This window comes from Dactylosporangium sp. NPDC049140, assembly GCF_040648435.1.
On sequence record NZ_JBEZDS010000011.1, the window covers coordinates 232,323 to 256,820 of the forward strand.

16 protein-coding genes and 1 pseudogene are annotated in these 24,498 nt (G+C 73.6%); 7 read left to right on the plus strand and 10 right to left on the minus strand.

Going from position 1 to position 24,498, the window contains the following annotated elements; translation table 11 throughout:
- The first annotated feature begins 180 nt into the window (after positions 1-180).
- Together AB0B76_RS20805 and AB0B76_RS20810 are read left to right on the plus strand one after the other, a co-directional pair.
- The gene (locus tag AB0B76_RS20805) at positions 181-903 is read left to right on the plus strand and encodes a hypothetical protein (protein WP_360377386.1); all 723 of its coding nucleotides are present in this window, start codon (positions 181-183) and stop codon (positions 901-903) included.
- A 41-nt stretch (positions 904-944) separates the two neighbouring features.
- Positions 945-1,289, plus strand: a complete 345-nt coding sequence (locus tag AB0B76_RS20810) for a hypothetical protein (RefSeq protein WP_360377389.1) — start codon at positions 945-947, stop codon at positions 1,287-1,289.
- Here AB0B76_RS20810 and AB0B76_RS20815 read toward each other — a convergent pair.
- The gene (locus AB0B76_RS20815) at positions 1,243-2,118 is read right to left on the minus strand and encodes an alpha/beta hydrolase (RefSeq protein WP_360377393.1); all 876 of its coding nucleotides are present in this window, start codon (positions 2,116-2,118) and stop codon (positions 1,243-1,245) included. The genes AB0B76_RS20810 and AB0B76_RS20815 overlap by 47 nt on opposite strands.
- 81 nt (positions 2,119-2,199) lie before the next feature.
- On the minus strand, positions 2,200-4,323 hold the full coding sequence (fxsT, locus tag AB0B76_RS20820) for an FxSxx-COOH system tetratricopeptide repeat protein (protein ID WP_360377395.1): 2,124 nt from the start codon (positions 4,321-4,323) through the stop codon (positions 2,200-2,202).
- 89 nt (positions 4,324-4,412) lie between these two features.
- Between fxsT and AB0B76_RS20825 the strand changes: the two genes are divergently transcribed.
- From AB0B76_RS20825 to AB0B76_RS20840, 4 genes are all read left to right on the plus strand, one after another.
- Positions 4,413-4,952 (plus strand): GrpB family protein, encoded by a 540-nt coding sequence (locus tag AB0B76_RS20825; protein ID WP_360377398.1) that lies wholly within the window; start codon positions 4,413-4,415, stop codon positions 4,950-4,952.
- 333 nt (positions 4,953-5,285) lie between these two features.
- Entirely contained in the window at positions 5,286-7,442 is a 2,157-nt protein-coding gene (gene helR / locus AB0B76_RS20830; RefSeq protein WP_360377400.1) for an RNA polymerase recycling motor ATPase HelR, read from the plus strand.
- Between the two features lie 7 nt (positions 7,443-7,449).
- Positions 7,450-7,944 (plus strand): SigE family RNA polymerase sigma factor, encoded by a 495-nt coding sequence (locus AB0B76_RS20835; protein ID WP_360377403.1) that lies wholly within the window; start codon positions 7,450-7,452, stop codon positions 7,942-7,944.
- A gap of 18 nt (positions 7,945-7,962) precedes the next feature.
- A complete protein-coding gene (locus AB0B76_RS20840) occupies positions 7,963-8,841 on the plus strand; it encodes a hypothetical protein (protein WP_360377406.1) in 879 nt (292 codons plus the stop codon).
- A gap of 34 nt (positions 8,842-8,875) precedes the next feature.
- Here AB0B76_RS20840 and AB0B76_RS20845 read toward each other — a convergent pair whose 3' ends face one another.
- From AB0B76_RS20845 to AB0B76_RS20875, 7 genes are all read right to left on the minus strand, one after another.
- Positions 8,876-9,832, minus strand: a complete 957-nt coding sequence (locus AB0B76_RS20845) for a hypothetical protein (RefSeq protein WP_360377408.1) — start codon at positions 9,830-9,832, stop codon at positions 8,876-8,878.
- 35 nt (positions 9,833-9,867) lie between these two features.
- Positions 9,868-11,208, minus strand: a complete 1,341-nt coding sequence (locus tag AB0B76_RS20850) for a trehalose-6-phosphate synthase (RefSeq protein WP_360377410.1) — start codon at positions 11,206-11,208, stop codon at positions 9,868-9,870.
- Between the two features lie 63 nt (positions 11,209-11,271).
- Positions 11,272-12,255: a hypothetical protein gene (locus AB0B76_RS20855; RefSeq protein ID WP_360377413.1), complete on the minus strand. Its 984-nt coding sequence runs from the start codon at positions 12,253-12,255 to the stop codon at positions 11,272-11,274.
- Positions 12,230-13,522, minus strand: coding sequence for a CHAT domain-containing protein (locus tag AB0B76_RS20860; protein ID WP_360377415.1), 1,293 nt, complete (start codon positions 13,520-13,522; stop codon positions 12,230-12,232). Before AB0B76_RS20860 ends, AB0B76_RS20855 begins: the two co-directional genes overlap by 26 nt.
- Positions 13,519-16,428 (minus strand): NB-ARC domain-containing protein, encoded by a 2,910-nt coding sequence (locus tag AB0B76_RS20865; protein ID WP_360377418.1) that lies wholly within the window; start codon positions 16,426-16,428, stop codon positions 13,519-13,521. The genes AB0B76_RS20860 and AB0B76_RS20865 overlap by 4 nt, the downstream gene beginning before the upstream one ends.
- Entirely contained in the window at positions 16,425-18,776 is a 2,352-nt protein-coding gene (locus AB0B76_RS20870; RefSeq protein ID WP_360377420.1) for an ATP-binding protein, read from the minus strand. The genes AB0B76_RS20865 and AB0B76_RS20870 overlap by 4 nt, the downstream gene beginning before the upstream one ends.
- A gap of 194 nt (positions 18,777-18,970) precedes the next feature.
- Positions 18,971-20,998 carry a glycoside hydrolase family 6 protein gene (locus AB0B76_RS20875; protein ID WP_360377422.1) on the minus strand — a complete coding sequence of 676 codons (2,028 nt, stop codon included), beginning with the start codon at positions 20,996-20,998 and terminating at the stop codon, positions 18,971-18,973.
- A gap of 542 nt (positions 20,999-21,540) precedes the next feature.
- Between AB0B76_RS20875 and AB0B76_RS20880 the strand changes: the two genes are divergently transcribed.
- Entirely contained in the window at positions 21,541-23,940 is a 2,400-nt protein-coding gene (locus tag AB0B76_RS20880) for a glycoside hydrolase family 32 protein (RefSeq protein WP_360377425.1), read from the plus strand.
- Here the strand turns inward: AB0B76_RS20880 and AB0B76_RS20885 are convergent.
- Positions 23,924-24,498 (minus strand): annotated as a pseudogene (locus tag AB0B76_RS20885) (valine dehydrogenase); the annotation flags it as partial. The gene AB0B76_RS20880 and the pseudogene AB0B76_RS20885 sit on opposite strands and share 17 nt — an antisense overlap.

A 24,498-nucleotide genomic window follows, 5' to 3' on the forward strand; every position in this document is an offset into this window, starting at 1 on the left:
CAACGGGCTTGTCGTACGGGTTCGAACGATGCGTCCGGTACATGCACATTTGTCGGCCGAACGCGGCCCAGCACCGGCGCGTGTGACTGCGGCGCGCTGGGTATGGGGCACGGGCCGTTCGGAGGCGCTGGTGACGCACCGCCGTGCGACGACTGGGCACGAGGACCTTCGGAGGGCGCAATGTACCGCTGGGAGATCTGGACCGACGGGCCGTCCCGCTTACTCACGGCGGCCGAGGGGTCCGGCCGCCTGATCACGACCATGCGCGCGCTGTCCGCCGCGTTCCCGGGTGAGGCCGACACCGTGCGGATGAGCCCCGGCGGCGATCGGCTTCCCATCGGTACCGACGCGGATGACGACACCGCCGAAGCCCTGCGCCAGGAGCTCGAGGCGGGCGGCAACACCGGCGTCGAGGCGCTCAGCCTCGGCCGCGGACGCCTGTGGGTGACGTGGCGCGACCCCGGCCCGGGGCGGCCCGGCACGCGCGCGGAGCTGCAGGTGGGGACCAAGCCGCTGATGAACCCGGCGCTGGAGGAGCGGCTGCCCGAGCTGGCCGCGCTCGTCGCCGAGCTCGGCCGCGTGTGGGAGGCCGACTACGCCTGGATCGACATCGTGCACGTGCGCCAGGACTGGAACCGGTGGCGGCGGGGCCTGCCGGTGTTCTCCCTCGCCACTTGGCTCCGCGACTCCGCCGCCCGGGTCGACGTCGACGGGCTCGACGTCGACGCCACCGACACCGGCGGCGGGCGCCTCGTCGTCCTGCGGCTGCCCCCGGCCGCGGTCGGCAACGACGAGGAGGGTTCGGTGAGCGGCGGGCGGGCCCTGGTCCGCGCCCTGGCCGCCCGCACGGTGCTCGCCGACGGCCGCCCGCTGCTGGCGGCGAACCCGGCCCTCGCGGGCTGACCGCCGCGCCGGCCTGCGGCGATGGCCCGTATGCTGTGACCATGGTCGATGCCACGTCCTGTATGGACACCATTGTCGGCATCGTGCGCAAGGTGACCCCGCCCGATGCCGTGCGGTCGGTGCTGCTCGCCGAGGTCGACGACCACTACACCGGCACACGCATGGAGTTCCACTCCGCGACGGGCCCCCTGGACAGCAGCGGGTGGGTGGCGTTCGCCGACCCGTGGACCGAGGAGCTCAGCGACACCCTCCTCGCGCTGCGCGCCGTGATGATGGCCGAGGGCAGCCCGTCCCGGTTCGGGCTGATCTTCACCGTGCAGGGGGACGGCGGCTTCGACGTCAGCGTGACGTACGAGATGCCTCCGGATCTTCCGTGGATCCACTGACTCCACCGACGTCACCGGCGCCTTCGCCGAAGAAGGCGGCGATCGGCTCGACGACCCGGCCGGGCGCCCGGTTGAGCCCGTCGTGCCCGCTGCGGGGGATGGGCAGCACGCGCGCGTCCGGGATCGCCGCGGCGAGGGCCGCGTTGAGCGGCGCGTAGTACTGTGGCCCGGCGGCCCCGTACGCGAGCAGCACCCGGGCCCGGACGCCGGCCCAGAGCTCGGCGGGCCCCTCGGCGAGCCGGATCTGGTGCGACTCGTCGAGCGTCGAGGCGAGGAGCCCGCCCATCATCCGGCCGATCGGCGTGCGCAGGAACACCCGGCACATCGCGATCTGCACCGCGAGCGGCAGCCGGGCGGCCGCGGAGTGGGTGTTGATCCCGGCGCTGGTGAGCGCCATCGCGCGCGGGATGTCCCCGGCCGCGGCCGCCGCCCGCGCGTCGTCGAGCCACCCGCCCGGGAAGATCCCCTCGACCCCGACGGCGGCATCGTACAGCGCGAGCCGCTCGATCGGCAGCCGGAGCGCCGCCTGGAGCGCGATGAACCCGCCGGAGCTGTGCCCGATGACGTTGCCCGCGCCGGTGTGCGCGAGCACGGCCCCGAGGTCGTCGATGTCCTGTTCGAACGTATAGGGCTCGCGGCGGGGCCCGGCGTCCTCGCGCCCGCGCCGGTTGTAGAGGTGCACGGCGAACCGGTCGGCGAGCTGGTTCGCGAGCCGCCGGTAGATCCCGATGGTGACCCCGCCCCCGTGCACCACGACGATGCCGGGCCCGCTGCCGACGCTGTGCACGACGATGTCCGCCCCGTCGGGCGCCGCAATCCGCTGCTCCATGCCTCTCTCCTCCCGGGCCAAACTGCGAACGACGTTTGCAGTTTAACACAACCGTCGAGCCGGAGGACGGGCCGGCGAGCGCTACTTCTTCCTGCCCTTCTTGGGCTTCTTCCGCTGCGCCGGCACGGACCCGCCCATCGCCCTGATCATGGCGATGCGGTCCTCGGTGAACAGCCGCGTGCGGGGATGGTCCGGGCCCAGAACGCTCCGGGCGCGGGAGCAGACGTCCTCCATGGCCGTTCGCGCCGCGAAGCTGTTGCCGGTGCTGAACAGGGCGGTGGCCAGACCGTGCGTGGAGTCCAGGGTGTCGGGGTGGTCGTCGCCCAGGATTCGGCGGCGGCGGTTCAGCGTGTCTCGATGCAGGTCGCGCGCGGCGGTGACCTCGCCCAGGGCGTGCAGGTTGTAGGCGAGGGCGCCGGCGGAGCGCAGGGTGTCGGGGTGGTCGTCGCCCAGCAGCCGGCGGCGCCGGCCGAGGGTGTCCTGGTTCAGGTCGCGGGCGGCGGCGTCGTCGCCCAGGTTCTGGAGGTTGAGGGCGAGGTTCTGGGCCGAGTGCAGGGTGTCGCGGTGGTCGTCGCCCAGCAGGACGCGGCGGCGGCTCAGGGTGTCCCGGTCCAGGTCGCGGGCGGCGGCGTAGTCCCCGAGGGCCTGGAGACTGACGGCGAAGTCCTGGGCCGAGCGCAGCGTGTCGGGGTGCTCGTCCCCCAGGAGCCGCCGGCGCCGGGTCAGCGTGTCCTCGATGATCGGGTGGGCCTCGTGGATCTCGCCCAGCGCGTGCCGGGCATGGGCGTACTCGGTGATCGCCTGCAGGGTGTGGACGTTGTCGGGTCCGAAACGCTCGTGCCAGCTCGTTCTCAAGTGGTCGGCGAGCTGCAGCGCGGCACGGGTCTCGGCCCGGCGCAGGAGGTAGAGCACCAGGGTCGTGCCCACCGTCCGCAGGTCGCGGTTCCCGGTGGTGGCCGGGTCCGCCGCGATGATGTGCGGGGCCAGCGTCGCCCAGGTCGGCCAGGCGTCGGGCGAGTCGGCGTCCCGCGGTGTCGCCTCCACCAGCAGCGCCGCCGCCTGGGCCGGCAGGACGTCGAGCTGCGCGTCGTCCATGCGGTTGCGCAGGATCGCCTGGATCAGGCGGTGCAGCTGAACGCCCTGGTTGCCGGTGGTCGCCAGGCCGTGGTCGCCGATGGCCTTCACCAGCTGGTAGAACTCGATCGCGTTGCCGGCGGCGTCGCGCAGCGGGGGTGGCAGCGTCGTCGCGGCGGTGGTGAACAGTGACGTCGGGATGGGCTCCGGGCCCAGGACCGCGCACAGGTTCAGCAGCTGGGCCGCCGCCTCGCTGTGGGCGGTCAGACGGTCCGCGGCCAGGTTGATCGAGGCGGCCAGCGGGGTCGAGTAGCGCGCGGAGTGGCCGCTGTCCAGGAGCTGGCTCGTGTGGGTGCCGAGCAGCCGCAGGTACTCGTCGACGGGCATGCCCGTGTCGGACATGAAGGTCGCCGCCGAGGCCACCGCCAGGGGCAGGTCGCCGAGCCGGTCGGCCAGGCGGTCGGCGTCCTCCTCGCGCAGCGAGTCGATGCGCCGCCGCAGCAGGGTGGTGGACTCGGAGCGTTCGAAGAAGCCGACGTCGACCGGCGCGGCCAGCTCGTCCCAGCCCAGGGCGCGCGAGGTGATGATCACGTGGCCGCCGCGGGCCGGGAGCCACGTCTCCAGGGCCTGCGGGGCCTCCGCGTTGTCGAAGATCAGCAGCCAGCGCTGGTCGCCGCGCATGGCGCGGTGGGTCGCCTCGACGGCTGCCGACGTCGCCGCGTCCGGGCCGATGAGGCCGGCGGCCAGCGCGGCCTGGGCCAGGAAGGTGCCGATGAGCTCGCCCTGCTCGGCCGGGATGAGCCACACGACGTCGTACTCGTCCGCGAACCGGTGCCCGTACTCGACCGCCAGCTGCGTCTTGCCCACACCGCCCATGCGCGCCTTCGCGCGGGTGACGACCCGCCCGCCGGTGGTGAGCAGCTCGCGCATCCGGCCGAGCGCGTCCTCCCGGCCGACGAAACCGTGGTTCTGGGCGGGCAGGTTCGACACGGGGCGCTCACGGGCCGGCGGCGGCTCGGAGGGCGGGGCGTCGGGTTCGTTGTAGTTGTGGACGACCAGCTGGACGCCCTTGCCGAGCACGGTCTGGCGGGCCCGGTCGGAGGCAGTGATCTCCTGGTGCGTCTCGCTCATCGCGCCGGCGCCACTCCTAGTCGAAGACGGTGAACGCCTCACCCTTCGGCAGTCAATGACGGAATGCAATCCCCCGACCGCGTGGGATCATGGCGGGCGTGGGCGAGCCGATCGAGATTGTCGAGTACCGCGCCGAGTGGGCGGACGAGTTCGCGCAGATCGGGGCGGCGCTGCGGCACGCACTCGGCGGCGTTGCGGTGCGGATCGACCACATCGGGTCCACCGCGGTGCCCGGGCTCGCCGCCAAGCCCGTGATCGACGTGCAGGTCTCGGTGGTCGCGCTCGAGCCCGTCGACCCGTTCCGGGAGCCGATCGAGCTTCTCGGGTACCGCTACCGCGCCGACAATCCCGAGCGCACCAAGCGGTACTTCCGCGAGCCGCCCGGCCGTCGCCGCACGCACATCCACGTCCGGGCGGCGGGCAGCTTCTCGCAGCAGTTCCCGCTGCTCTTCCGCGACTTCCTGCGCGTGCACCCGGACGCCGCGAGCGAGTACGCGGCGGTCAAGCGCGCGTGCGCGCAACGGTTCCGCGACGACCGGGCGGGCTACGTGGCGGCGAAGGGGGCGTTCGTCTGGGACATCGTCCGCCGCGCCGACGACTGGGCCCAGAGCGTCGGCTGGCGGGCGTGACGCGCCCGCCGGCCGGAGGCCGGTCACGTCCAGGGCGGGGTGCTCCGGTCGCCGGTCGGGTCGTTGCTCACGAACGCCTGCCACGGCGCCCCCGCTCGGGCAGCGGGTGCCCGCGACGCCGCCGTTGGTGGTGACGGGCCGGCGGTGAAGCCAGGCGGCACCCCTGAGGGCGTCCCAGCCCGTGCCTTCGCGTGGAACAGCGAGCGCATGCAAAAGAGGAGCGCCCTGCGCTCCTCCACTCACAACGTATACCGCAGGTGGGGGCTTGCGGCAAGACCCCGGTGGCGGCGCAGAATCGTCGGCCTTGCACCAATTCGTGGGGGGACCGCGCACATGCCATCAGTGACCGCCGGTGTTTTCGACCTTTCCGAAAACCTTGCGAAAGACGACCCGGGCCTCATCGCCGGGGACGAAAAACATTTCGCGGCCATCGCGGCGCGCCTGGAGCAGGTGACCGCCGAGCTGTCCGCGCGCCTCGACGAGGAGCGCCGGGCGCCCGCCGGGATCGGGCAGGCGGCCATGGACCGCGACCAGGAGGTGTACCGCCTCACCGCCCGCCTGCGCACGCTGCGCCGCTACCGCCTCGACCTGTGCCTGGGCCGGATGGTCGGCGCGGACGGGTCCGAGCCGGTGTACGTCGGGCGTCTCGGCCTCACCGGCGCCGACGGGCGCCGGCTGCTGCTCGACTGGCGCTCCCCGGCCGCGGAGCCGTTCTTCGGCGCGACCCACGCCAACCCGAGTGGCCTGGCCAGTCGCCGCCGCTACCGCTGGACCCGCGGCCGGATCACCGACTACTGGGACGAGGTGTTCACCGAGGACGGCTTCGAGGGCCACGCCGCCCTCGACGACCAGTCGGCGTTCATCGCCAGCCTCGCCGGCGACCGCTCGGCCCGCATGCGCGACGTGCTCGGCACCATCCAGGCCGACCAGGACGCCATCATCCGGGCCGGCTCGGCCGGGGCGCTCGTCGTCGACGGCGGGCCGGGCACGGGCAAGACCGTCGTCGCGCTGCACCGCACCGCGTACCTTCTGCACTCCGACCCGCGGCTGGGCCACCGCCACGGCGGCGTGCTCTTCGTCGGGCCGCACCAGCCGTACCTCGCCTACGTCTCCGACGTGCTGCCGAGCCTCGGCGAGGAGGGCGTGCGGACGTGCACGCTGCGCGACCTGGTCGCCGAGGGCGCCGCGGCCGCGGCCGAGCCGGACCCGGAGGTGGCCCGGCTCAAGTCCTCGGCCCGGATGGTGGCGGCGATCGAGGCGGCGGTGCGCTTCTACGAGCGGCCGCCCACGACGACGACGCTCGTGCCGGCCGAGGACGCCGACCTGCGCCTCACCCCCGAGGTCTGGGCCGAGGCGTTCGCGGCGGCCGAGCCCGGCGTCGCGCACAACGAGGCGCGCGACCCGGTCTGGGCGGAGCTGGTGGAGATCCTGGCCGACCGGCACGACGTGGACCCGCGGGAGCTGCGGCGCAACCGGGAGCTGGCGGCGGCGTTCGGCCGCGCGTGGCCCCTGCTCGAGGCGTCCGACCTGGTGGGGGACCTGTTCACGGTACCGGCGTATCTGCGCAAATGCGCGCCGTGGCTGAGCGGCGAGGAGGTACACCGGCTGCAGCGATCGGACCCGTCGGCGTGGACGGTGCCGGACCTGCCGCTGCTCGACGCGGCCCGGCAGCGCCTGGGCGACCCGGAGGCGGTGCGGCGCCGGCACCGCCAGGTCGCCGAGGCCGCCGCCGAGCGCGAGCGGATGCACCGGGTCGTGGACGACATCGCGGCCGTCGCCGACGACGAGTACGGTGCCGGGCTGGTCTCGATGCTGCGCGTCGAGGACTTCCACGACGCCCTCGTCGACACCGCGGCGCTGACACGGGTGGAGCCGGACGCGCTGGCCGGCCCGTTCGCGCACATCGTGGTCGACGAGGCGCAGGAGCTGACCGACGCCGAGTGGCAGATGCTGCTGCTGCGCTGCCCGTCGCGCAGCTTCACCATCGTCGGCGACCGCGCCCAGGCCCGGCAGGGGTTCGCCGAGTCGTGGCGGGAGCGGCTCGAGCGGGTCGGCCTGGACCGGATCGAGCTGGCCGCGCTGACCGTCAACTACCGCACACCGGCCGAGATCATGGCCGAGGCCGAGCCGGTCATCCGGGCCGCCCTGCCCGACGCGAACGTGCCCACGTCGATCCGCCACGGCGCCCCGGTGGTGCACGGCCCCACGACTGTGCTGCGCACCATCGTGGATACGTGGCTGGCCGAGCACGCCGAGGGCGTCGCGTGCGTCATCGGCGATCCGTCGTTCCCGGCGACCGCGCGGGTGCGGTCGCTGACGCCGCAGCTGGCGAAGGGCCTCGAGTTCGACCTGGTGGTGCTCGTGAGCGAAGGTGTGGAGGGCGCGGTCGACCGGTACGTGGCGATGACCCGCGCCACCCGGCAGCTGGTCATCCTGTCGGGCGGAGATTTTTCCGGGAGCATGCAACCTGGCGGGGGTCCGCGGTCGTGAGTAGCGCATGACGGATCGGGACACAGCGTTCGCCGAGTACTTTGCCGCGCGTTCGGACGCGATGCGCGGCACGGCGTTCCTGCTGTGCGGGGACTGGCACCGGGCCGAGGACCTCACCCAGGCGGCGTTCACGAAGCTGTACCTCGCCTGGCACCGGGTCTCGCGGCACGAGGTGCTCGACGGGTACGTGCGCCGCACGCTGGTGCGGACGTACCTCGACGAGCGGCGGCTCGGCTGGTGGCGGCGCGTGCGCACGAGCGACACGCCGCCGGAGCCGGCCGTCGTGGACACCGGGCCCGAGGAGCGGGTCGCGGTCCTCGCCGCCCTGACCTCGGTACCGCCACGGCAGCGCGCCGTGCTGGTGCTGCGGTACTGGGAGGACCTCTCCGTCGACGAGACCGCCGAGCTGCTCGGATGCTCGGCGGGCACGGTGAAGAGCCAGGCCGCGCGGGGACTGCAGACCCTGCGCGCCCAGCTGAGCCCGACGTTCACCACCGACTGAGGAAGAGCGCGAACAATCATGGACGAACAGGACTTCCGGGCCTCGCTGCGCGACGCCCTCGACCACAGCACCGTGCCGCCGAGCATGTCGCCGGATGGCGCTCTGCAGGCCGGCCGCCGCGCGGCGCGAGTGCGGATGCTCGCCACCGGGGCCGCCGGGGCGGGTCTGCTCGCAGCCTTCACGGCCCTCGGGCTGGTGGTGGCGACCACCGGCTCGGGCGCCCAGCAGGCGGCCGGCCCCGGCACGCCGAGCGTGGCCGCGCCCCCCGGCAGCGGCACGCCCACCGTGGCGCCCGGGGTGCCGGGCGGCGCGAACGGCAGCGAGACCAAGCCGGTGTGGCCGACCGGCCCCGACGGCTCGCCGCAGAGCGACCGCACGGCCCGCGCCGGCAAGAAGGCCGACGCCGCGGTGGCGCTGGCGAAGCACGTGTCGGAGCTGCTGCCCGCCGGGTACACGGCGGTCGCGAGCGCCGAGACCAACCTCGTCCAGGCCCAGTTCGAGGACAAGGTCGGCGGGAAGGACGCGTGGAGCTACCTCGTCGCCACCGAGATCCGCAAGGGTGACGCGGCCGGGCAGCTGATCGTGGAGGTGTACGAGCCGGGCCTGCGCACCGGCGCGACCCCGTGCGACCTCAAGTTCTGGTCGGCGGCGGCCAGCTGCCGGATCGTGTCGAGCGGCGGCAAGAGCGTCGCGGTGGCGACCGGCGGCGAGCGGGACGACCGGATCGCCAACTGGTCGGCGTACCAGTACCCGGACGGCACCGTCGTGTTCGTCGCGCAGTCCAAGTCCGGCAACTTCCTGCCCGGCAACTCCGCCCCGTCGCTTACCGTGCTGCCGTTCGACGACGAGAAGCTCGCCGCGCTCGCCCTCGACCCGGCGCTGCACATCGTCGCCTGACCCGAGGCCGGGCCGGGGTCCTCCCCGGCCCGGCTCACAGGGCCTGGTCGATGTGCGCGGCGAGCTCGGCGGTGCCCTGGCGCAGGGTGCTGCCCGACGGGGTGTCGAAGAGCAGGCGGTGACAGCCGTCGAGCTCGGCGTACACCTCGCCGCCCCGCCCGTCGGGGCCCCGGAACAGGGCGAACCGGCTCGCGTGGGTGGTGCACGGCCCGGGCGTGGCGCCGGCCGTGAGCAGTTCGGCGCGCAACGCCGTCCAGCGCTGGTCGGGCAGGGGGCCGCCGCGCTCGAAGTCGCCGCCCGGCTTGCCGCTGCCCTGTTCGGACGGCGGCACACGGTACAGGCACAGGCGCATCGGGCCCGGCGGCGCGTCGGCCGGGCGGTCGGCGGGCGCGTCGCCCGGCATCGCGGTGACCGCGCCGACCATGTCGGCCCAGCGCTGCTCGCACCCGCTGCTCGCCGCGGCCGAGGACTTCGTCTCCCCGAGCACCGTCGTGTGCACGGTCGTCAACGCCAGATGCTCTACCGCATCCCGGACCTCGATCCGCAGCTTGCCGCACGCGTCCCCGGCGATGCCCGGCCGCAGCCATCGCCCGGCCGCGTCGAGCACGGCGAACCACACGACGCCCGGCAGGTCGGCGGTGCACGCCTCGGCGGTGCGGGGCAGGTCCGGCAGGCGCAGCGCCCGGCTGAGGGCTTCGACATCGCTTCCGTGCTTCTCCAGCCGCACCATATCCTCGCCCCCGTCGGCGCGTGGCTGCGGGCCGGTCGCGCACACCACGACCGCGGTGGGCGCGAAGTCGGCGGGCAGGCGCGGGAAGCCGAGCGGCGCCGCGAAGTCGGGCCAGCCCGGGTCGGCCACCTGGTCGCACGACGTCCACGCGGGGTGGATCTCGGGCGCGCCGGTGGGCGGCGCCGCCACCGAGGCGCCCGGCGGACGGGCGCAGCCGGCGAGCACGGCGAGGGCAGTGACGAGGACCGCGGCGCTACGCATGCCCCTAGGACGGGGCCGGGCGCGCGGCGGTTCCCTCAGCCGAGCACGTCGAGGAAGTCCCGGGCCCAGCGGTCCACGTCGTGCGCGCGCACGCGCTCGCGCATCCGGCGCATCCGGGCGGTCAGCTCCTCCGGGCCGGTCGCGATCGCCGCGCCGATGCCGCGCTTGAGGTCGTCGACGTCGTACGGGTTGACGAGGAAGGCGTCGTCGAGCTCGCTCGCGGCGCCGGTGAACTCGCTGAGCACGAGCGCGCCGCCCTCGTCCCGGCGCGCGGCCACGTACTCCTTGGCCACCAGGTTCATCCCGTCGCGCAGCGGGGTGACGAGCATGATGTCGGCGGCGAGATACAGGGCGACGAGCTCGGCCCGGGTCCGCGACTGGAACAGGTAGTGCAGCGGCGCCCGGCCGACGTCGCCGAACTCGCCGTTGATCCGGCCCACCTCGCGCTCGACCCGCTCGCGCAGCTGCTGGTACTGCGCGACCCGCATCCGGCTCGGGGTGGCGACCTGCACCAGGACGGCCTCGTCGTTGCTGATGGTGCCGTCGGCGAGCAGCTCGCCGTAGGCCTCGATGCGCTGGTCGATGCCCTTGGTGTAGTCGAGGCGGTCGACGCCGAGCAGTAGTAGCCGGCGGTCGCCGCCGAGATCCTTGCGCAGCCGGGCGGCGTCCCGCTGGACCTCGGGATCGGCGGCGAGCTTCTCGATCTCGGCCACGTCGATCGAGATCGGAAACGCCCGGGCGGTGACCGTGCGCCCCTCGTACGCCACCCGCTCACCCTCGGGGTGCAGGCCGAGCAGCTGCGTGGTGAGGCGCAGGAAGTTCTGCGCGGCCAGCGGCTGCTGGAAGCCGACCAGGTCGGCGCCGAGCAGCCCGCGCACGAAATCGGTGCGCCGCGGCAGCTGCATGAACAGCTCGACCGGCGGGAACGGGATGTGCAGGAAGAACCCGATGCGCAGGTCGGGCCGGTCCCGGCGCAGCATCGCGGGCACGAGCAGCAGCTGGTAGTCGTGCACCCAGACCGTCGCCCCCTCGGCGGCGACGGACGCGGTCGCCTCGGCGAAGCGCCGGTTGACCGCCTCGTAGGCCACCCGCCATGCCCGCCGGTGCACCGGCGGCTCGACGGCGTCGTGGAACAGCGGCCAGATCGTCGAGTTGGACTGCCCCTCGTAGTAGTGGTCGACGTCCTCGCCGGAGAGCTCGACCGGTTGGATGTGCACGCCCTCGTGCTCGAACGGCTCGGGCCGCTCGCCGGGGTTGCCGGTCCAGCCCACCCAGGCCCCGCCGGAGCTGCGGGCGATGGGCTGGAGGGCGCTGACCAGCCCGCCGGGGCCCGCGTCCACCGGCAGCCGGTTGGCCACCACCACGAATTGGTTCACGGCTCCCTCTGTACCGCGTGGGCGCGTTCTGAAACGTGGGGGATCCCAGGCCTGGAAGAGCGGTCAGCGGCTGAGCGCGGCGAGCGAAAGCAGCAGGTGGACGGTCTCGGGGTACCAGATGTCCGAGTGCGCGCCCAGGGTGAGCGGGCCGCGGCGGAAGTACCACTGGGCGTCGACGTTCGTGAGCTTCTCGAACTGGGCGGCGGTGTAGTCCTCGGCGAGCGGGCGCAGCGCGATGGTGCGGGCACCCGGCGCGCCGGCCGCGCCCAGGCCGGGCCCGCCCTCCGGGAGCTGGTGCCAGGTCGACAGCGCCCGGTCGTGGGGTGAGACGGTCAGGGCGACCGGCCCGGCGATCGGGGCCGACTTGTCCACGAGCGTGCGGAAGCGGTGCTGGAAGACGTCCGGACGGGCGGCCATCTGCAGCCCCAGGAAGCTGTCGACGGCGAAGTCGTGCGCGGACGCCCACGGCCAGGCGAGGACGCGCTCCGGCGGGTCGGCGGCCTGGCGGATCGCCTCGCCCAGGAAGCGGCAGCCGAAGGAGTGCCCGACGCAGTGCAGGTACTGCCCGTCCGCCGTGCGCAGCGTGGACGGCCCGCGCGGGGCGGCGCGGACGTGGTCGAGGCGGCCGAGCAGCGCGGCGACGACGTGGGCCGCGTAGCCGCCGGTGGTCATCGCGTGCGCGCGGTCGCGGATTCGGCGGTACCCCGCCGTCGTCGGCAGGCTCTGCGAGGGCCACTGGACGGAGAAGAAGTACGGCCGGAAGTCCTCGAGCGCCGGGTAGCGGTCGGGCTGCTCGCGGTACAGCTGCCAGATCGCCGAGAACAGCCGGCGGGAGGCGGCGTCGGCCCGCGCGCGGCTGTTCTGCCAGCCGTGCACGAACACGAAGATGTCCGTCGTACGCGGCGGCAGGTCGACGAGGGCCTCCAGCAGCGCGCCCGCCCGGCCCACCGGCACCGGGCGGTCGTCGTGCAGCAGCGTGCCGCGCTCGTCGAGGCGGATGCGGTCGAACGCGTCGAAGTCGTCAGCCGGCGGCAGCGGCGTCCGCATCCTGTTCCTCTCGGCAGAAGTGCCCGTCGATGCCCTGGTACAGCATGTAGGTCAGCGCCAGCAGGTTGTGCTGCTCCTTGGCGAAGCCCCGAACCAGGTCGCGGGTGACCGTGGCGAACTGGACCGGCCGGTGGCCGGGCAGCACCCGCTCGAAGAAGTCCTGCGCGAACGCCCCGGCGAACGCGGTCGGGATGTTCACGACCGGCCCGATCACGGCGCCGGCGCCGCGCTCGAGCAGCGCCGAACTGAAGTGCCGCAGCGAGCGCCGGCCGATCCGCCCGGCCCCGCAAGCGTTGATCATCACCAGCGGGCGGTGCTGGAACCTCCGCCGCAGCCACGCGCGCAGGTCGCTGGCCGAGACCCGCTCGCCCGCCTCGACCCCGAAGTGCAGCAGCTCCTCGCCCGCGGGGGGAGTCACGCAGTGGCAGCAGAAGTAGACCAGGTGGTCGTTGGCGCCGTCGTGCCGCAGCCGCTGGCTCAGCCGGGCCGCCGATGTGCCGCGCTCCAGCCGGGTGTGCAGGTTCAGCGCCTCGAGCGCCGAGCCGAGGGTGTGGTGGGCCGGGCGGTGCAGTTTCGCGTCGTAGTACGCGCCCGCCGCGATCCGGCCGGTGATGCGGACGTCGTTGCGGTGCCGGCCGTACAGCGCGAAAGCGTGCTCGACGAGGTGCCGGTGGCCGACGAAGCTGTCGAGGTCGACCTCGAAGTCGTCCGGCAGGTCGGCCCAGACGTCCTCGGGGACGTACAGCATCGGCCACGGCACGATCACCTCGTCGGACGACACGGTGATGACCTGGTCGCCGGCGTGCAGAGCCCGCGCGATGGCCGCGCCGAGCTCCTCCAGCGCCTCGTCGCCCTGGAACAGCAGGCGGAAGAGCTTGTGGCCGGCCTCGGCGAGGCGCTGCCACATCTTGCGCAGGAGCTCGCTGTCCAGGTCGCGATGGTCGACCTTCTCGGCGAACGGGAACGAGCGCGCCTTGTCCGGGTCGGGCCAGTCGACGAGCCACTCCGACCAGGCGCCCAGCAGCCTGTCGACCCAGCCGTGGATGTCGGCGGCCTCGGCGTCGAGGTGGGCGAACAGCCCCGCCGCGTTGTCGTCGGCCAGGTCGGTGCCGGAGGCCTCGACGTCGAAGCCGCCGCGCCGCGAGGGGTGGTAGCGGATGCGCAGGGTGCGCCGCTTGCCCGGGCAGCGCCGGGCCGGGTCGTGCAGGCGGCCGGCGCCGTCGTACTCGTCGCTGAAGTCGACGTGATGGCGGTACACATCGGTCATGTCGCGACCGCTCCGGTCCTCGGGACCGTGGACACCACGGTCCGGCGCAGCAGGGCGCCCTCGTCGGCGTCGTAGACGAGCACCTGCAGGTGCGGGGCATCACCGTCCGGGGTGATGTCGAAGCGCAGCTCCGGGGGGCCGGCCCAGGGATCGAGCCGCAAGGCGTGCACGGCCGGCACGGCGCGGCCGCCGTCGGCGTGCAGGATCACCTCGATGCGGCGGGCCCCGGCCGGTGGCAGATCGCGGGTCAGCGCGGGCGGGCCGATCCGGTAGCACACCGTGAAGGGCCGGTCGGGCCGCAGCGTGTCGTCCGGCGATTCGATCCAGACGTCCGTGGGCCGGCCGGGCTGTGCCTGCTCGAAGGCGTTGTCGGGCAGAAGGTCCAGGTCCAGGCCGCGCAGCGCGCCCGCCTCGCTCTGCCGGTCGCCGTGCACGTGGAACAGCAGGGCCGCCCGCAGCAGCCGGTTCTCGCCGGCCGGGTCGTCCTTGGGCCGGTGCCGCCGGAGCAGTTCGCCTTCGGCCCAGGCCAGGGCGGCCTGCAGCGGAGAGCATTCGTGGCTCAGCAGCGGCTCCACCCGCCCGACCTCCTCGCGGGCGAAGTCGAACTGAAGGGCGGCCTCGTCCGCCCGGTCGGCGGCGACCAACGCGCGAACCAGCGCGCAGCGCGCCCGCGCGGCGCCGGCCAGGTCGGTGATGCGCTGGAAGCGGTACAGCGCCTCGGCCGCCCGGTGCACCGCCCGTTCCCGGGAGCGCTCGGGCTCCGTCTCCGGGTCGGCGCGCAGCTGCGTGAGCCGGCACTCGGCCAGCCGGCCCAGCAGCACGGCGACCCGTGAGGCGTCATCGGCGAAGTGCTCCCGCAGCCGGTGCAGCCGCTGCGACGCGTCGCGCCAGCGCCCCTCCGCCAGCGCCCGGTCCGCGCGCACCCAGCCGCGCCAGAAGACCGCCTCGTCGCCCGGGTTCTCCGTGGGCGCCGGCAGCGGCCGATCGGGCTCGGCCGCGGCGCGCATGATGGCGACGAGGTGCTGCTGGTCCTTGTCCCCGGCGATCTCGCACAACTGGGCCGCCCGGGCCAGCACGTGGGCGGCGTCGCGGTACGCGCCGTGATGCAGGTGGACCGCCGCGAGCCGGTGCAAGGCCTCCGCCTCCAGCCGCGGCCCGGCCTGCGTGGCGTCGTCCGGCAGCCGGTTCGCCCGCGCGGCGGCCCGGTCCAGTCCCTCGTACGCGGCGGCCACTCCCGGCCGGTCCTGCTCGGGTCGGTCGGGATCGGGCCGGTAGCGGCCGAGCCGGCCCAGGAACCAGCCGCGGGCGAGCTCCACCCGGATCGCCGCGTGTTCGTCCCCGACCCGACCGGCGGCGTCGAGGCCCAGCGCGAACGCCTCCTCCACCGGCGCCGGCAGAACCTCGTCGGCGACGCTGGCCCCGAGGTGGACGGCGAGGCGCCAGCACAGACCGAACCGCCCCCGCGCGTGCGCGGCGGCGACGCAGCGCAGCAGGTTGCGGTACTCGGCTCGGACCCAGCGCTCCGGCAGCCCGTCCACGGCGGCCGAGAGCACCTCCGAGTCGCCGAACCAGTGCAGGCGCTCCGGCAACGGATTCCGCTCGCGGTAGCCGGGCTCGGCCTTGGCGAAGATGAGGTCGAGCGCCTCGAGGTAGGCGTCGTCGACGCGGGCGAGGGCCGCCGCACTGAGCGCGCCGGCGTCGTCCGGCAGCGACTCGGCGAAGGCGCGGTACAGCGGGTGCAGGCGGTAGCGGTCGAGCCCGGTGACCGGGTCCGAGCCGGCGAGCTCCAGCAGTTGCCGCTCGGCCAGCCGGCTGACCGTCCGCTCCGCGGCCTGCTGTTCCGGGCGGCGGCCGTGGCCGTCGAGGTTCAGCAGCGGCGCCAGGACCCACGGCACGAAGCTCGGCGACTCGATAAGCGCCAGCGCGCGGAAGGCGAGCTGCTCGTCGCCGTCGAGCCGCGCGTACTCGCTCTCCACCCGTTCCCGCACGACCGCGAGGTGGGGGCCGTCCTCGGCGCTGCTGTCGGCCCGGATCACGCGCAGCCGTCGCGCGGCCGGAGGCAGGGAACCGAGCCGGTGCACGACCACGTCGCCGAACGCCCGGATCGCCAGCGGCAGCCGGCCGAGCCGGTCGACGATCTCGATCGCGAACTTCTCGTCCTCGGCGGCGGTACCGCTTACCGCGCGAAGGATGGCGATGGCGTCGTCGGTGCCCGGAACGCCGAGCGGGAGCGAGCGGACGCCCAGCGCCGGGCCGAGATTGCGCCGTCCGGTGACGATGACGGCGCAGCCCTCGCCGGCGGGCATCAGCCGGGCCACCTGCTCGTGGTCGCGGGCGGCGTCGAGCACGACGAGCAGCCGGCCGGTGGCGGTGAGCGAGCGAAAGAGGGCGGCCCGGTCCACTGTGGACGTCGGCACCGGCATGTCCGGGCGGAGGGCGGTGATGAAGCTCTGCAGGATCTCGGCCTCGGGGCGCAGGTTGCCGGCGTTGCCGAGGTTGGCGTACAGCTGCCCGTCGGGGAAGTGCCCGGCCAGTTCCAGGGCCAGCTCGCGGGCCAGCGCCGACTTGCCGACGCCGGGCATACCGTGGATCGCCAGGATGATGGCGCCGTTGGACGCCTCCGGCTCGCGCAGGTTGTGGTACCGCTTGGTGAGTTCGGCCAGCTCCCGGCGGCGTCCCCGGAACGTCGCCAGGCGGGGCAGCCGGCTGCCGACCACGCGCGTCGGCGCCGCCGGCACGTCCTCGCCGGGGCCGGTGGGCGGCCGGTGCCCGAGGCCGGTCAGGGCCGTGGCGAGCCCCAGGCCGAACGCCGCGCAGGCCCGCAGCCAGAGCGGTCCCTCGCCGACCAGGCCGACGCCGACGGCGATCGCGAACCCCGCCGCGATACGCGACCGCAGCGCGTTCACCGGGCCACGTCCGGACCTGCGCCCGCGGCCTGCAGCTCCGGCCGCCGGGGGATCCGCGCGAGCCGTCTCCGCACCCGGGCCAGGCGCTCCAGCGCCCGGGCGGAGGAGTAGCGGTGGCAGATCGTGGCGTAGAGGCGCTCGGCGGCCCGCCACAGTTCGGCAGCCTCGCCGAGGTTGCCGAGCGCGGCCTGGACCTGGCCGAGCCGCTCGGCGGTGTTCGCCTCGACCCACTCGTCGCCGCAGTTGTGGAAGGTCTCGAGCGCCTCGGCCAGGAACCGGACGGCGTCGTCGGGATCGTCGCGGGCCTTGACGCGACCGATGATCTCCCGGCAGTGGGCGCTGCCGTAGCGGTGCCGCATCTGGTCGAAGCGCTCCATGGCCGACAGGGCCAGCTCCACCACGGCCTTGGTGTCGCCCCGATGCCGGGCCACCTGGGCCATCTCGTACCCGATCCAGGTGCGGGCCAGCTCCTGGCCGCCGCGGTCGGCGTCCGCGGCGCCGTTCGCCAGCACCCCGTCGGCCTCGCCCAGCAGGTCGAGGGCGAGCAGGACGCGGCTCTCGGCGTAGGCGATGGCCGGCAGCTGTTCCGGGTGTCCGGCGAGGGCCAGCCGGCGGGCCTCGGCGATGAGCGGGCGGCCCTCGGCGGGCTCGTCCCCGAGCGACTCCACCACCGCTCGCTCCCGCAGCAGCCGGATCTCCTCGAGCGGATCGGGGTCGGCGGCCACGTGAACGGCCGCCTCGTCGAGCAGCCGCCGGGCCTCGTCGAGCTGGCGCTGGCGGCGGTGCAGCTTGGCCTGCAGCCGCAGCGCCCGGATGCGGGCCACCGGGTGGTCGCCCCGCAGCGGCAGCGTCAGCAGGTCGCGTACGTCCTGCAGCCCGCCGAGCTCGGCATGCAGCTCGGCGCACAGGACCGTCGCCTCGGCCTCGGCCGGCGCGTCGCCGCAGTCCCGGGCCAGGGCGACGGCGTCCCGGGCGTTCTTGAACGCCCGGGAGATGTTGCCGGCGTCCATGACGGTGTGCTCGCGCTCGAAGACCCCCTGCAGGTCGACCTGCCGCTCGGTCCGCCGCTCCCGCCGGGTTCGCGAGAGGCGCCGCCGGGCCTCCGCCTGCAGCCGCTCCGCCTCCGGCCGCTCGGTCGCCTGCGTCCGGGCCTGCTGCCGGGCATAGCGTTCCACGTGCTCGAGCAGCCGGAACTGCTGCACCCCGACCGCGTCGCTGCTGCGGCGCTCGAGCAGGCCCATGCTGGTCAGGCGCAGGCAGTACTCGAACGCCTCCCGCTCCGCGTCCCGGCCCGCGTCGTCCTGGTCGAGCAGGGCGCCGAGCTCCCAGTGGGCGAAGTAGCGGCGGTCGAGCAGGCCCAGGGCCGTCAGTGCCCCCTGCTCGCCGCGGGTCAGCATGGAGTACGCCAGATCGAGCGCGTTGTCGAAGGTGCCCTCGTTGCCGTTGCGGTTCATCCGCCAGAACGCGAGGTCGAGGCGGCTGTTGGGGCGGTTGGCCAGCGCCAGGCCGACGAGGTGGATGGCGAGCGGGTGATACGCGGCGGCGCGCACGAGATGGGCGGCGGCCCGGGGCTCCCGGTCGACACGTTCGCCCACGATCGCGCCGAGCATCCGCAGGGCGGGCTCGTCGGCCAGGCGGTCGAGCCGGAACGCGCGGCTGCCGGGCAGGCCGGGGATGCGTTCCCGGGAGGTGACCACGACCGCGCACCAGCGGCTGCGTGGCAGCAGCGGGCGCACCAGCGCGGCGTCGTAGACGTCGTCGAGGACGATGAGCAGTTGGTTGTCGCGGCTGAGCTGCCGGGCGAGGCGCCGGAACTGTGCGGCCGCCCGCCGCTCGTCGGCCGGCGGGACCGTGCCGGACGGGCTCAGCGCCGCGATGAACCGCAGGCGGACCTCCGTCACCGCGTCGGACACCGCCGTCTCCGGCATGAACCGGGCGAAGAGCTGACCGGCCTTGAAGTCCGGGGCGATGAGGTGAGCGGTGTAGACGCCGAGGGCCGTCTTGCCGATGCCGGCGACCCCGTGCAGGTTCGCGATGCGGCGACGCCGTCGTACGACGCTGAGGTGCCGGCGCAGCCGGGCGACGGTCTCCTCCCGCCCGGTGATGAAGGTGGGCGGCGGCGGCAGGTTCGACGGTGGCACGTAGCCGGGCGGGCGGGGCGGCACACGGGTCACGGTGAGCGGCCCGGCGGCGCCGATGGCCGCGCCGGCGAGGGTGGCCGCGAACAACCGGACCTGGTCGGAGCCGGCCAGCGCCGCGGTCAGGCCGGCCGCCGCCACGAACAGGAGCAGCGCCGTGGCCGGGAGCGGATGGAAGCGCCGCCTGACCGGTGACCGCATCATGGGCATCCCCTCACTGTGGGTGCCCCCATGATGACGCCAGGTCGCCACCGCCGCCATCCACGATCGGGAGGGCAACCTGATCACTCGTTCGGCGGCGCCGGGCGCCGGTCCGTCGATGCCATTCCGGGCCGGGGACGGCGGAGGGCCCCCGGCGACCGGGGGCCCTCCTTGGTGCGGCGGTACAGGTTGGTGCGGGCTGCCTAGAGCGCCGGGTAGGCGTTCTGCATCAGCTGCTGGAACTGCGCGGAGAACCAAGCACCGGAGACCGGGGCGTTGGGCAGCGCGCCGCTCAGGCTGTTGCCGTTGCGGCCGTTACCGGTGTAGGTCGGGTCGCACATGCGGTCGAAGCCCTTGCCGCCCGGGTTGTTCGGGCCGGTCGGAACCAGCGAGCTGGAGCCGTCGGACTCGCCCGGAGGCTTGACCCACACGTACGCGTCGATGCCGGCGGCCGGAGTGGCCCGCGGGCGCTCGCCGAGGCCGGCGCCGCTCTGGTTGCACCAGTTGCCGGCGTGGATGCGCCGGTCGATGCGGGACGCGTCGACGTAGGTGTTGATGTCCGTCGACGTGCTCGCCGCGGTGGGACGGGCCGAGCCGCCCCAGCCGTTGCGGCTGGTGTCGATCAGCATGCCGATGTTGGAGTTGAAGCCCTGGCCGACCAGCGCGGTACGGAACGCCTGGGCGAACGTGAGCTCATCGGTGTACTGGTTCCAGTCCACCCACTTCGACTGGCGGATGTTCTGGCCGCCGACCGTGGTCGTGGGCTGCACCCACGGCTCGGAGAGGGCCGAGTAGTTCGCCGTGTTGGTGATGAAGCCGTCGACGGTGGCAACGCCGCCGGTGGCGCCCTTCGCGGTGCTCGCGAAGAGCTGGGCGGACGGGTTGAAGTTGCTGTCCCAGCCGATCCAGCCGTGGTGCGCGGCGTCGATGTAGTTGTAGATGTTCGTGCCGGCGGCGTGCAGCTTGCCCAGCGCGTACTGGATGCCGGTCACGTAGTTGCCGTTGGCCTTCATCGTCGCGCAGGCCGCGGTCGCGCCGGCCTGGCCGTCCGCGTTCGTCACGAGGTTCGGCAGCGAGTCGATCTCGATCGTGTTGACGATGCGAATCCCGGCGTACTTGGGGTTCGCCTCGATGGCGGCGATCGGGTCGATGTACTCCGTCTTGTAGCGGTCGATCTCGGTCGGGCCGAGCTCGCCGTTGGAGGCCAGCGCCGCGCAGTCACGGCCGGGCAGGTCGTAGATCACGAACTGCGCCAGCGTCGCGCCCTGGGCCAGGGCGTTGTCGAGGTGCTTGCTCAGGCTGGTGGTGTACCCGGAGCCGGACGGCGCGGTGATGGCGGCGATCGAGTCGAGCCAGACACCGGTCGGCTGGTTGGAGATCCGGCTGCCGCCGGACTCCGCGGCGGCCTTGGCCGACCAGTCGGGGTTCACGTACCACTTGGCGCCCACGAACGCGTTGTCGAGGTGGGTGCCGGTGTTGCCGCCGCCGGTGGTGACGCTGACGGCCGCGCCCGCCGTGGTGGCGGTGTTGCCGTTGGCGGCGGTCGCCTTGGCGGTCAGGGTGTAGTTGCCGGCCGCGACGTTGGTCCAGCTGAACGTGTACGGCGAGCTGGTGTCGGTGCCCAGCAGGGTCGAGCCGTTGTAGAAGTCGACCTTGCTGATGGTGCTGCCGGTGACGCTGGCGCTGGCGGCCAGGCCGATCGTGGCCGGCGCGGTGAACGTCGAGCCGCTGGTCGGGCTGGTGAGCGTCACGCTCGGGGTGCCGTTGGTCGGGTTCGACGGCGAGGTCGAGGCCGACGGCGACTGCGAGGACGGGCCACCGGTGGTGCCGCCCGTGCAGGCAGTGCCGTTGAGGGTGAAGTTGGTGCCGGCCGGGTTGCTGCCGCTCCAGGCGCCGGTGAAGCCGAACGAGATCACGCCGTTGGTGGCGACGTTGCCGTTGTAGCTCACGTTCGTGGCGTTGACGTGCACGCCCGACTGGGTCTTGTTGGCGTTCCAGATCTGGGTGATCGTCTGCGAGCTGTTGCCGAAGTCCCAGCCGACGTTCCAGCTGGTGACCGAGTCACCGAGGTTGGTGACGTCGACCTGGGCCTGGAACCCGCCCGGCCACGAGCTGACGATCGCGTACTTGGCCGAACACCCGGCGGCCGCGGACGCCTGATTGGCGACCACGACGGCGCCGGCGGTCGCCACGAGGGCGGCTGCCGATATGAGGGCGATCTTGCGCCTCATCGACTCTCCTAACATTGACGGGTCGGAATCGAGGTGGGGTAACCGTCCGTACCGTCCCGGGACCGCGTCAAGGCGATCGACCGCGGAGGCGCCGTCTACCTCGTAAGTGCCTGGTAACGGGCCTGAAACTTACGCTGCGAACCACTCCGGAGATCTCCGGGCCGGTGGCGGCCGTGGAGCCCTCGGAAGATCAGCTTTCGCCAGAACGCCCGTCTCCCCATGTGAGGGCTCCACGTGGCTGCGAATGCTGCCACGAATCACCGACCGTCGAAATGTGGATCACGGCCTCCGGGGGGCGGTCCCGGGACATCGGAGATCCATCGATGGCTGACAACCGGAATCCCAGTCGAAGCGCTTCCGCGCCGTCCGGACCGGGCCGTGTAAGTTACGCAGCGCAGTCCCGGGACCGCCCGTCGGCGCGACATATTGACGAACGTCGTGGTGAGGCGAACACTGACAACGTTGACGTACCCGCGCACGGCTTATGGCTGGGGTATCGCTGGCGCGGTTTTGACAACGTTGTCAGGAAGGGGACCCGGGAAATGAGACGCCTGCTGTCCGCGCTGCTGCTCGCCGCCGCCGCGCTCGTTGCGCTGCCGCCGGGGACCGCCTCCGCCGGCACCGTTGCCGACTATCCCGAGTTTCCCTATCCGGCCACCGCCTACGACGAGCCGTACCGCGGCCAGTTCCACTTCAGCCCGCGCGCGGGGTGGATGAACGACCCGAACGGCATGGTCTACTACCGCGGCACCTACCACCTGTTCTTCCAGCACAACCCGCACGGCCTGGCCTGGGACACCATGCACTGGGGCCACGCCACGAGCACCGACATGGTCCACTGGACCCAGCGCCCGATCGCCCTGGAGCCCGGCGTGCACCCCGGCGACCTGTGGTCCGGCAACGGCGTGGTCGACACCGCAAACGTCACCGGGCTCAAGTCCGGCGACGACGACCCGATCCTGGTGTTCTCCGGCACCAACGGCGTCACCGTGCACTACTCCACCGACGGCGCCCGGACGTTCCAGACCTTCGACCGCGGCCGCAAGGTCGCCGTGCCGAGCGGGACGAGCCGCGACCCGCACGTGTTCTGGCACGCCGCCTCGAACCGCTGGGTGATGGTGGTGTGGAACGACGGCGGGGGCAACGGCGCCACGTTCTACACGTCGGCCAACCTGCTCGACTGGACCTACGCGAGCCGCTTCGCCGCCGGCTGGTTCTTCGAGTGCCCGGACATGTTCCCGCTCGCGGTCGACGGCACCGGCACCGTGAAGTGGGTGCTGGCGGATGCCTCGGGGGAGTACGTCATCGGCGCCTTCGACGGCACCGCGTTCCGCCCCGACTGGTCCGCCCCGCAGCGCATGGACCTGGGCACGAACACCGCCGACGGCACCTTCTACGCCGGGCAGACCTTCACCGGCGTCCCCGACGGCCGGGTCGTGCAGATGAGCTGGCAGCCCGGCAACCACGGCAGCACCTGGACCGGCGACCAGACGTTCCCGGCGGAGCTGGCGCTCAAGACCTTTCCCGAGGGTGTACGCCTCACCCGCACCCCGATCCGCGAGATCTCGACGCTGAGGTCAGGTGGCCTGGCCTATTCCAACCGGGCGGTGAGCCCGGGCAGCCCACTCGCCGTCGCGACCGCCGACACCTACGAGGTCACCGCCGAGTTCGACGTCGCCGGCGCGACCGCGAGCTCGTTCGGCCTGCGGCTGCACACCCGCGCCGACGGCACCTACGACCGGGCCGTGGGCTACGACCGGGCGGCGGCGACGCTGTACGGCCGCCCGCTGGCCCCCGTCAACGGCCGGGTCAGGATGCGCGTGCTCGTCGACCGCGGGCAGCTGGAGGTGTTCGGCAACGACGGCCGGCTCTCGGTGAGTGACAACGTCAACTTCAACTCGGCCGGCCTGAGCCAGGGCATCCAGGTGTACGCCGAGGGCGGCGCCGTGAACCTCGTGTCACTGCAGTTCTACCGCCTGGGCAAGGCCTGGGGCACCGGGGAGTCCACACTGGACGGCAACCTCGCCGGCCCCTGGAGCGCCGTCGGCGGAGCGTGGACCGACACCGCCGGCGGCAAGCAGGCCACCGCGACCGGCGACGCGTTCTACCTCAGCAACACCACCGCCGGCGACTTCACCTACGAGGGCGACGTGAAGGTCGTCAGCGGTACCGCGGCCGCGCTGACGTTCCGCGCCAGCGCCGACGGCACCCAGCACTACACGGCCAACGTGGACACCGGCGGCGTGGTCAAGTTGTGGCGGCCGGGCAAGGAGATCGCCGTCGCCGCGACCCCGATCGTCGCGGGCCGCTACTACCACCTCAAGGTCGTGGCGGCCGGGTCGCGGATCCGCGTCTACCTGGACCACGGCGCCAACCCGGTCATCGACGCCACCGACACCGCGTACACCTCGGGCCGTCTGGGCCTGAACGTCTTCCACGGCACCGCGATCCTGGCCAACCCGACCCTGAACGGGACCGGCCTGCGCACCAACCTGGCCGGCCCGTGGCACCCGGCCGGCGGGTCGTGGACCGTCCCGGGCGCGGGCCTGCGGGGCAACTCGGGCACGGACGCGTTCGCGCTCAGCGCCACCACGGCCGCCGACCTCACGTACGAGGGCGACGTGCGGGTCGTCAACGGGGTGGCGGCCGCGCTCACGTTCCGCGCGAGCGCCGACGGCACCCAGCACTACACCGCCAACGTGGACACCGGCGGCCTTGTGAAGCTGTGGCGCCCGGGGCGGGACATCGCCGTGTTCGCGACCCCGGTCCTGGAGGGCCGCACGTACCACCTCAAGGTGGTCGCGCGCGGCCCGAGCATCGCCGTGTACCTCAACGGCACCAAGGTGATCGACGCCTCCGACGGCACGTACGCGTCGGGGTATCTGGGCGTGAACGCCTTCAACGGCACCGCGACGTTCCAGAACCTCAACCTGAGCGCGTGAACCGCGAACGGGCGAGGTTCTCCGCCGCCTGCAACGGGGTCGTGCCCTCGGCCGCCGCACGGTTCAGAATCGACCGCAGGGTCTCGCCGATCGTTTCGACCCGTGCGGTCGCCGCCTCCGGGGTCGCGCCGTGCAGCTCGACCTCGGTCGCGTACACCACGCCGCCCGCGCTGACGACGTGGTCGGGGGCCCAGAGGATCCCGCGGGCGTGCAACAGCTCGGCGGTCGAGGGCGCGTCGAGCTGGTTGTTGGCCGGCCCCGCGACCGCCCGGCAGCGCAGCCGGGCCACCGCCGCCGGGGTCAGCAGCCCGCCGAGCGCGGCCGGGACGAGCACGTCCACCTCGGCGTCGAGGATCTCGCCGGGCGCCACCCACCCGGCGGACGGGAACAGGTGGCGCTTGCGCTCGTCGACGTCGGTGACGAGCACGCGGTGCCCGGCCGCGAGCAGGCGCCCGGCCACGTCGGCGCCCGCGCCCGGCGCGGCGGCCCCCAGGTGAACCTCGTGCGCGGGCGGGGGGCGAAAGGCACCGGCAGCGCGCCCAGCGCGCGCGAGGAGCA

What these genes read in the sequence shown, in the direction of transcription:
- AB0B76_RS20875 (WP_360377422.1), bottom strand. Translation starts at nt 20,998, where the DNA reads ATGAGGCGCAAGATCGCCCTCATATCGGCAGCCGCCCTCGTGGCGACC.
- helR (WP_360377400.1), top strand. Translation starts at nt 5,286, where the DNA reads ATGCCATCAGTGACCGCCGGTGTTTTCGACCTTTCCGAAAACCTTGCG.
- fxsT (WP_360377395.1), bottom strand. Translation starts at nt 4,323, where the DNA reads ATGAGCGAGACGCACCAGGAGATCACTGCCTCCGACCGGGCCCGCCAG.
- AB0B76_RS20825 (WP_360377398.1), top strand. Translation starts at nt 4,413, where the DNA reads ATGGCGGGCGTGGGCGAGCCGATCGAGATTGTCGAGTACCGCGCCGAG.
- AB0B76_RS20880 (WP_360377425.1), top strand. Translation starts at nt 21,541, where the DNA reads ATGAGACGCCTGCTGTCCGCGCTGCTGCTCGCCGCCGCCGCGCTCGTT.
- AB0B76_RS20870 (WP_360377420.1), bottom strand. Translation starts at nt 18,776, where the DNA reads ATGCCCATGATGCGGTCACCGGTCAGGCGGCGCTTCCATCCGCTCCCG.
- AB0B76_RS20855 (WP_360377413.1), bottom strand. Translation starts at nt 12,255, where the DNA reads ATGCGGACGCCGCTGCCGCCGGCTGACGACTTCGACGCGTTCGACCGC.
- AB0B76_RS20840 (WP_360377406.1), top strand. Translation starts at nt 7,963, where the DNA reads ATGGACGAACAGGACTTCCGGGCCTCGCTGCGCGACGCCCTCGACCAC.
- AB0B76_RS20815 (WP_360377393.1), bottom strand. Translation starts at nt 2,118, where the DNA reads ATGGAGCAGCGGATTGCGGCGCCCGACGGGGCGGACATCGTCGTGCAC.
- AB0B76_RS20845 (WP_360377408.1), bottom strand. Translation starts at nt 9,832, where the DNA reads ATGCGTAGCGCCGCGGTCCTCGTCACTGCCCTCGCCGTGCTCGCCGGC.
- AB0B76_RS20835 (WP_360377403.1), top strand. Translation starts at nt 7,450, where the DNA reads ATGACGGATCGGGACACAGCGTTCGCCGAGTACTTTGCCGCGCGTTCG.
- AB0B76_RS20805 (WP_360377386.1), top strand. Translation starts at nt 181, where the DNA reads ATGTACCGCTGGGAGATCTGGACCGACGGGCCGTCCCGCTTACTCACG.
- AB0B76_RS20810 (WP_360377389.1), top strand. Translation starts at nt 945, where the DNA reads ATGGTCGATGCCACGTCCTGTATGGACACCATTGTCGGCATCGTGCGC.
- AB0B76_RS20860 (WP_360377415.1), bottom strand. Translation starts at nt 13,522, where the DNA reads ATGACCGATGTGTACCGCCATCACGTCGACTTCAGCGACGAGTACGAC.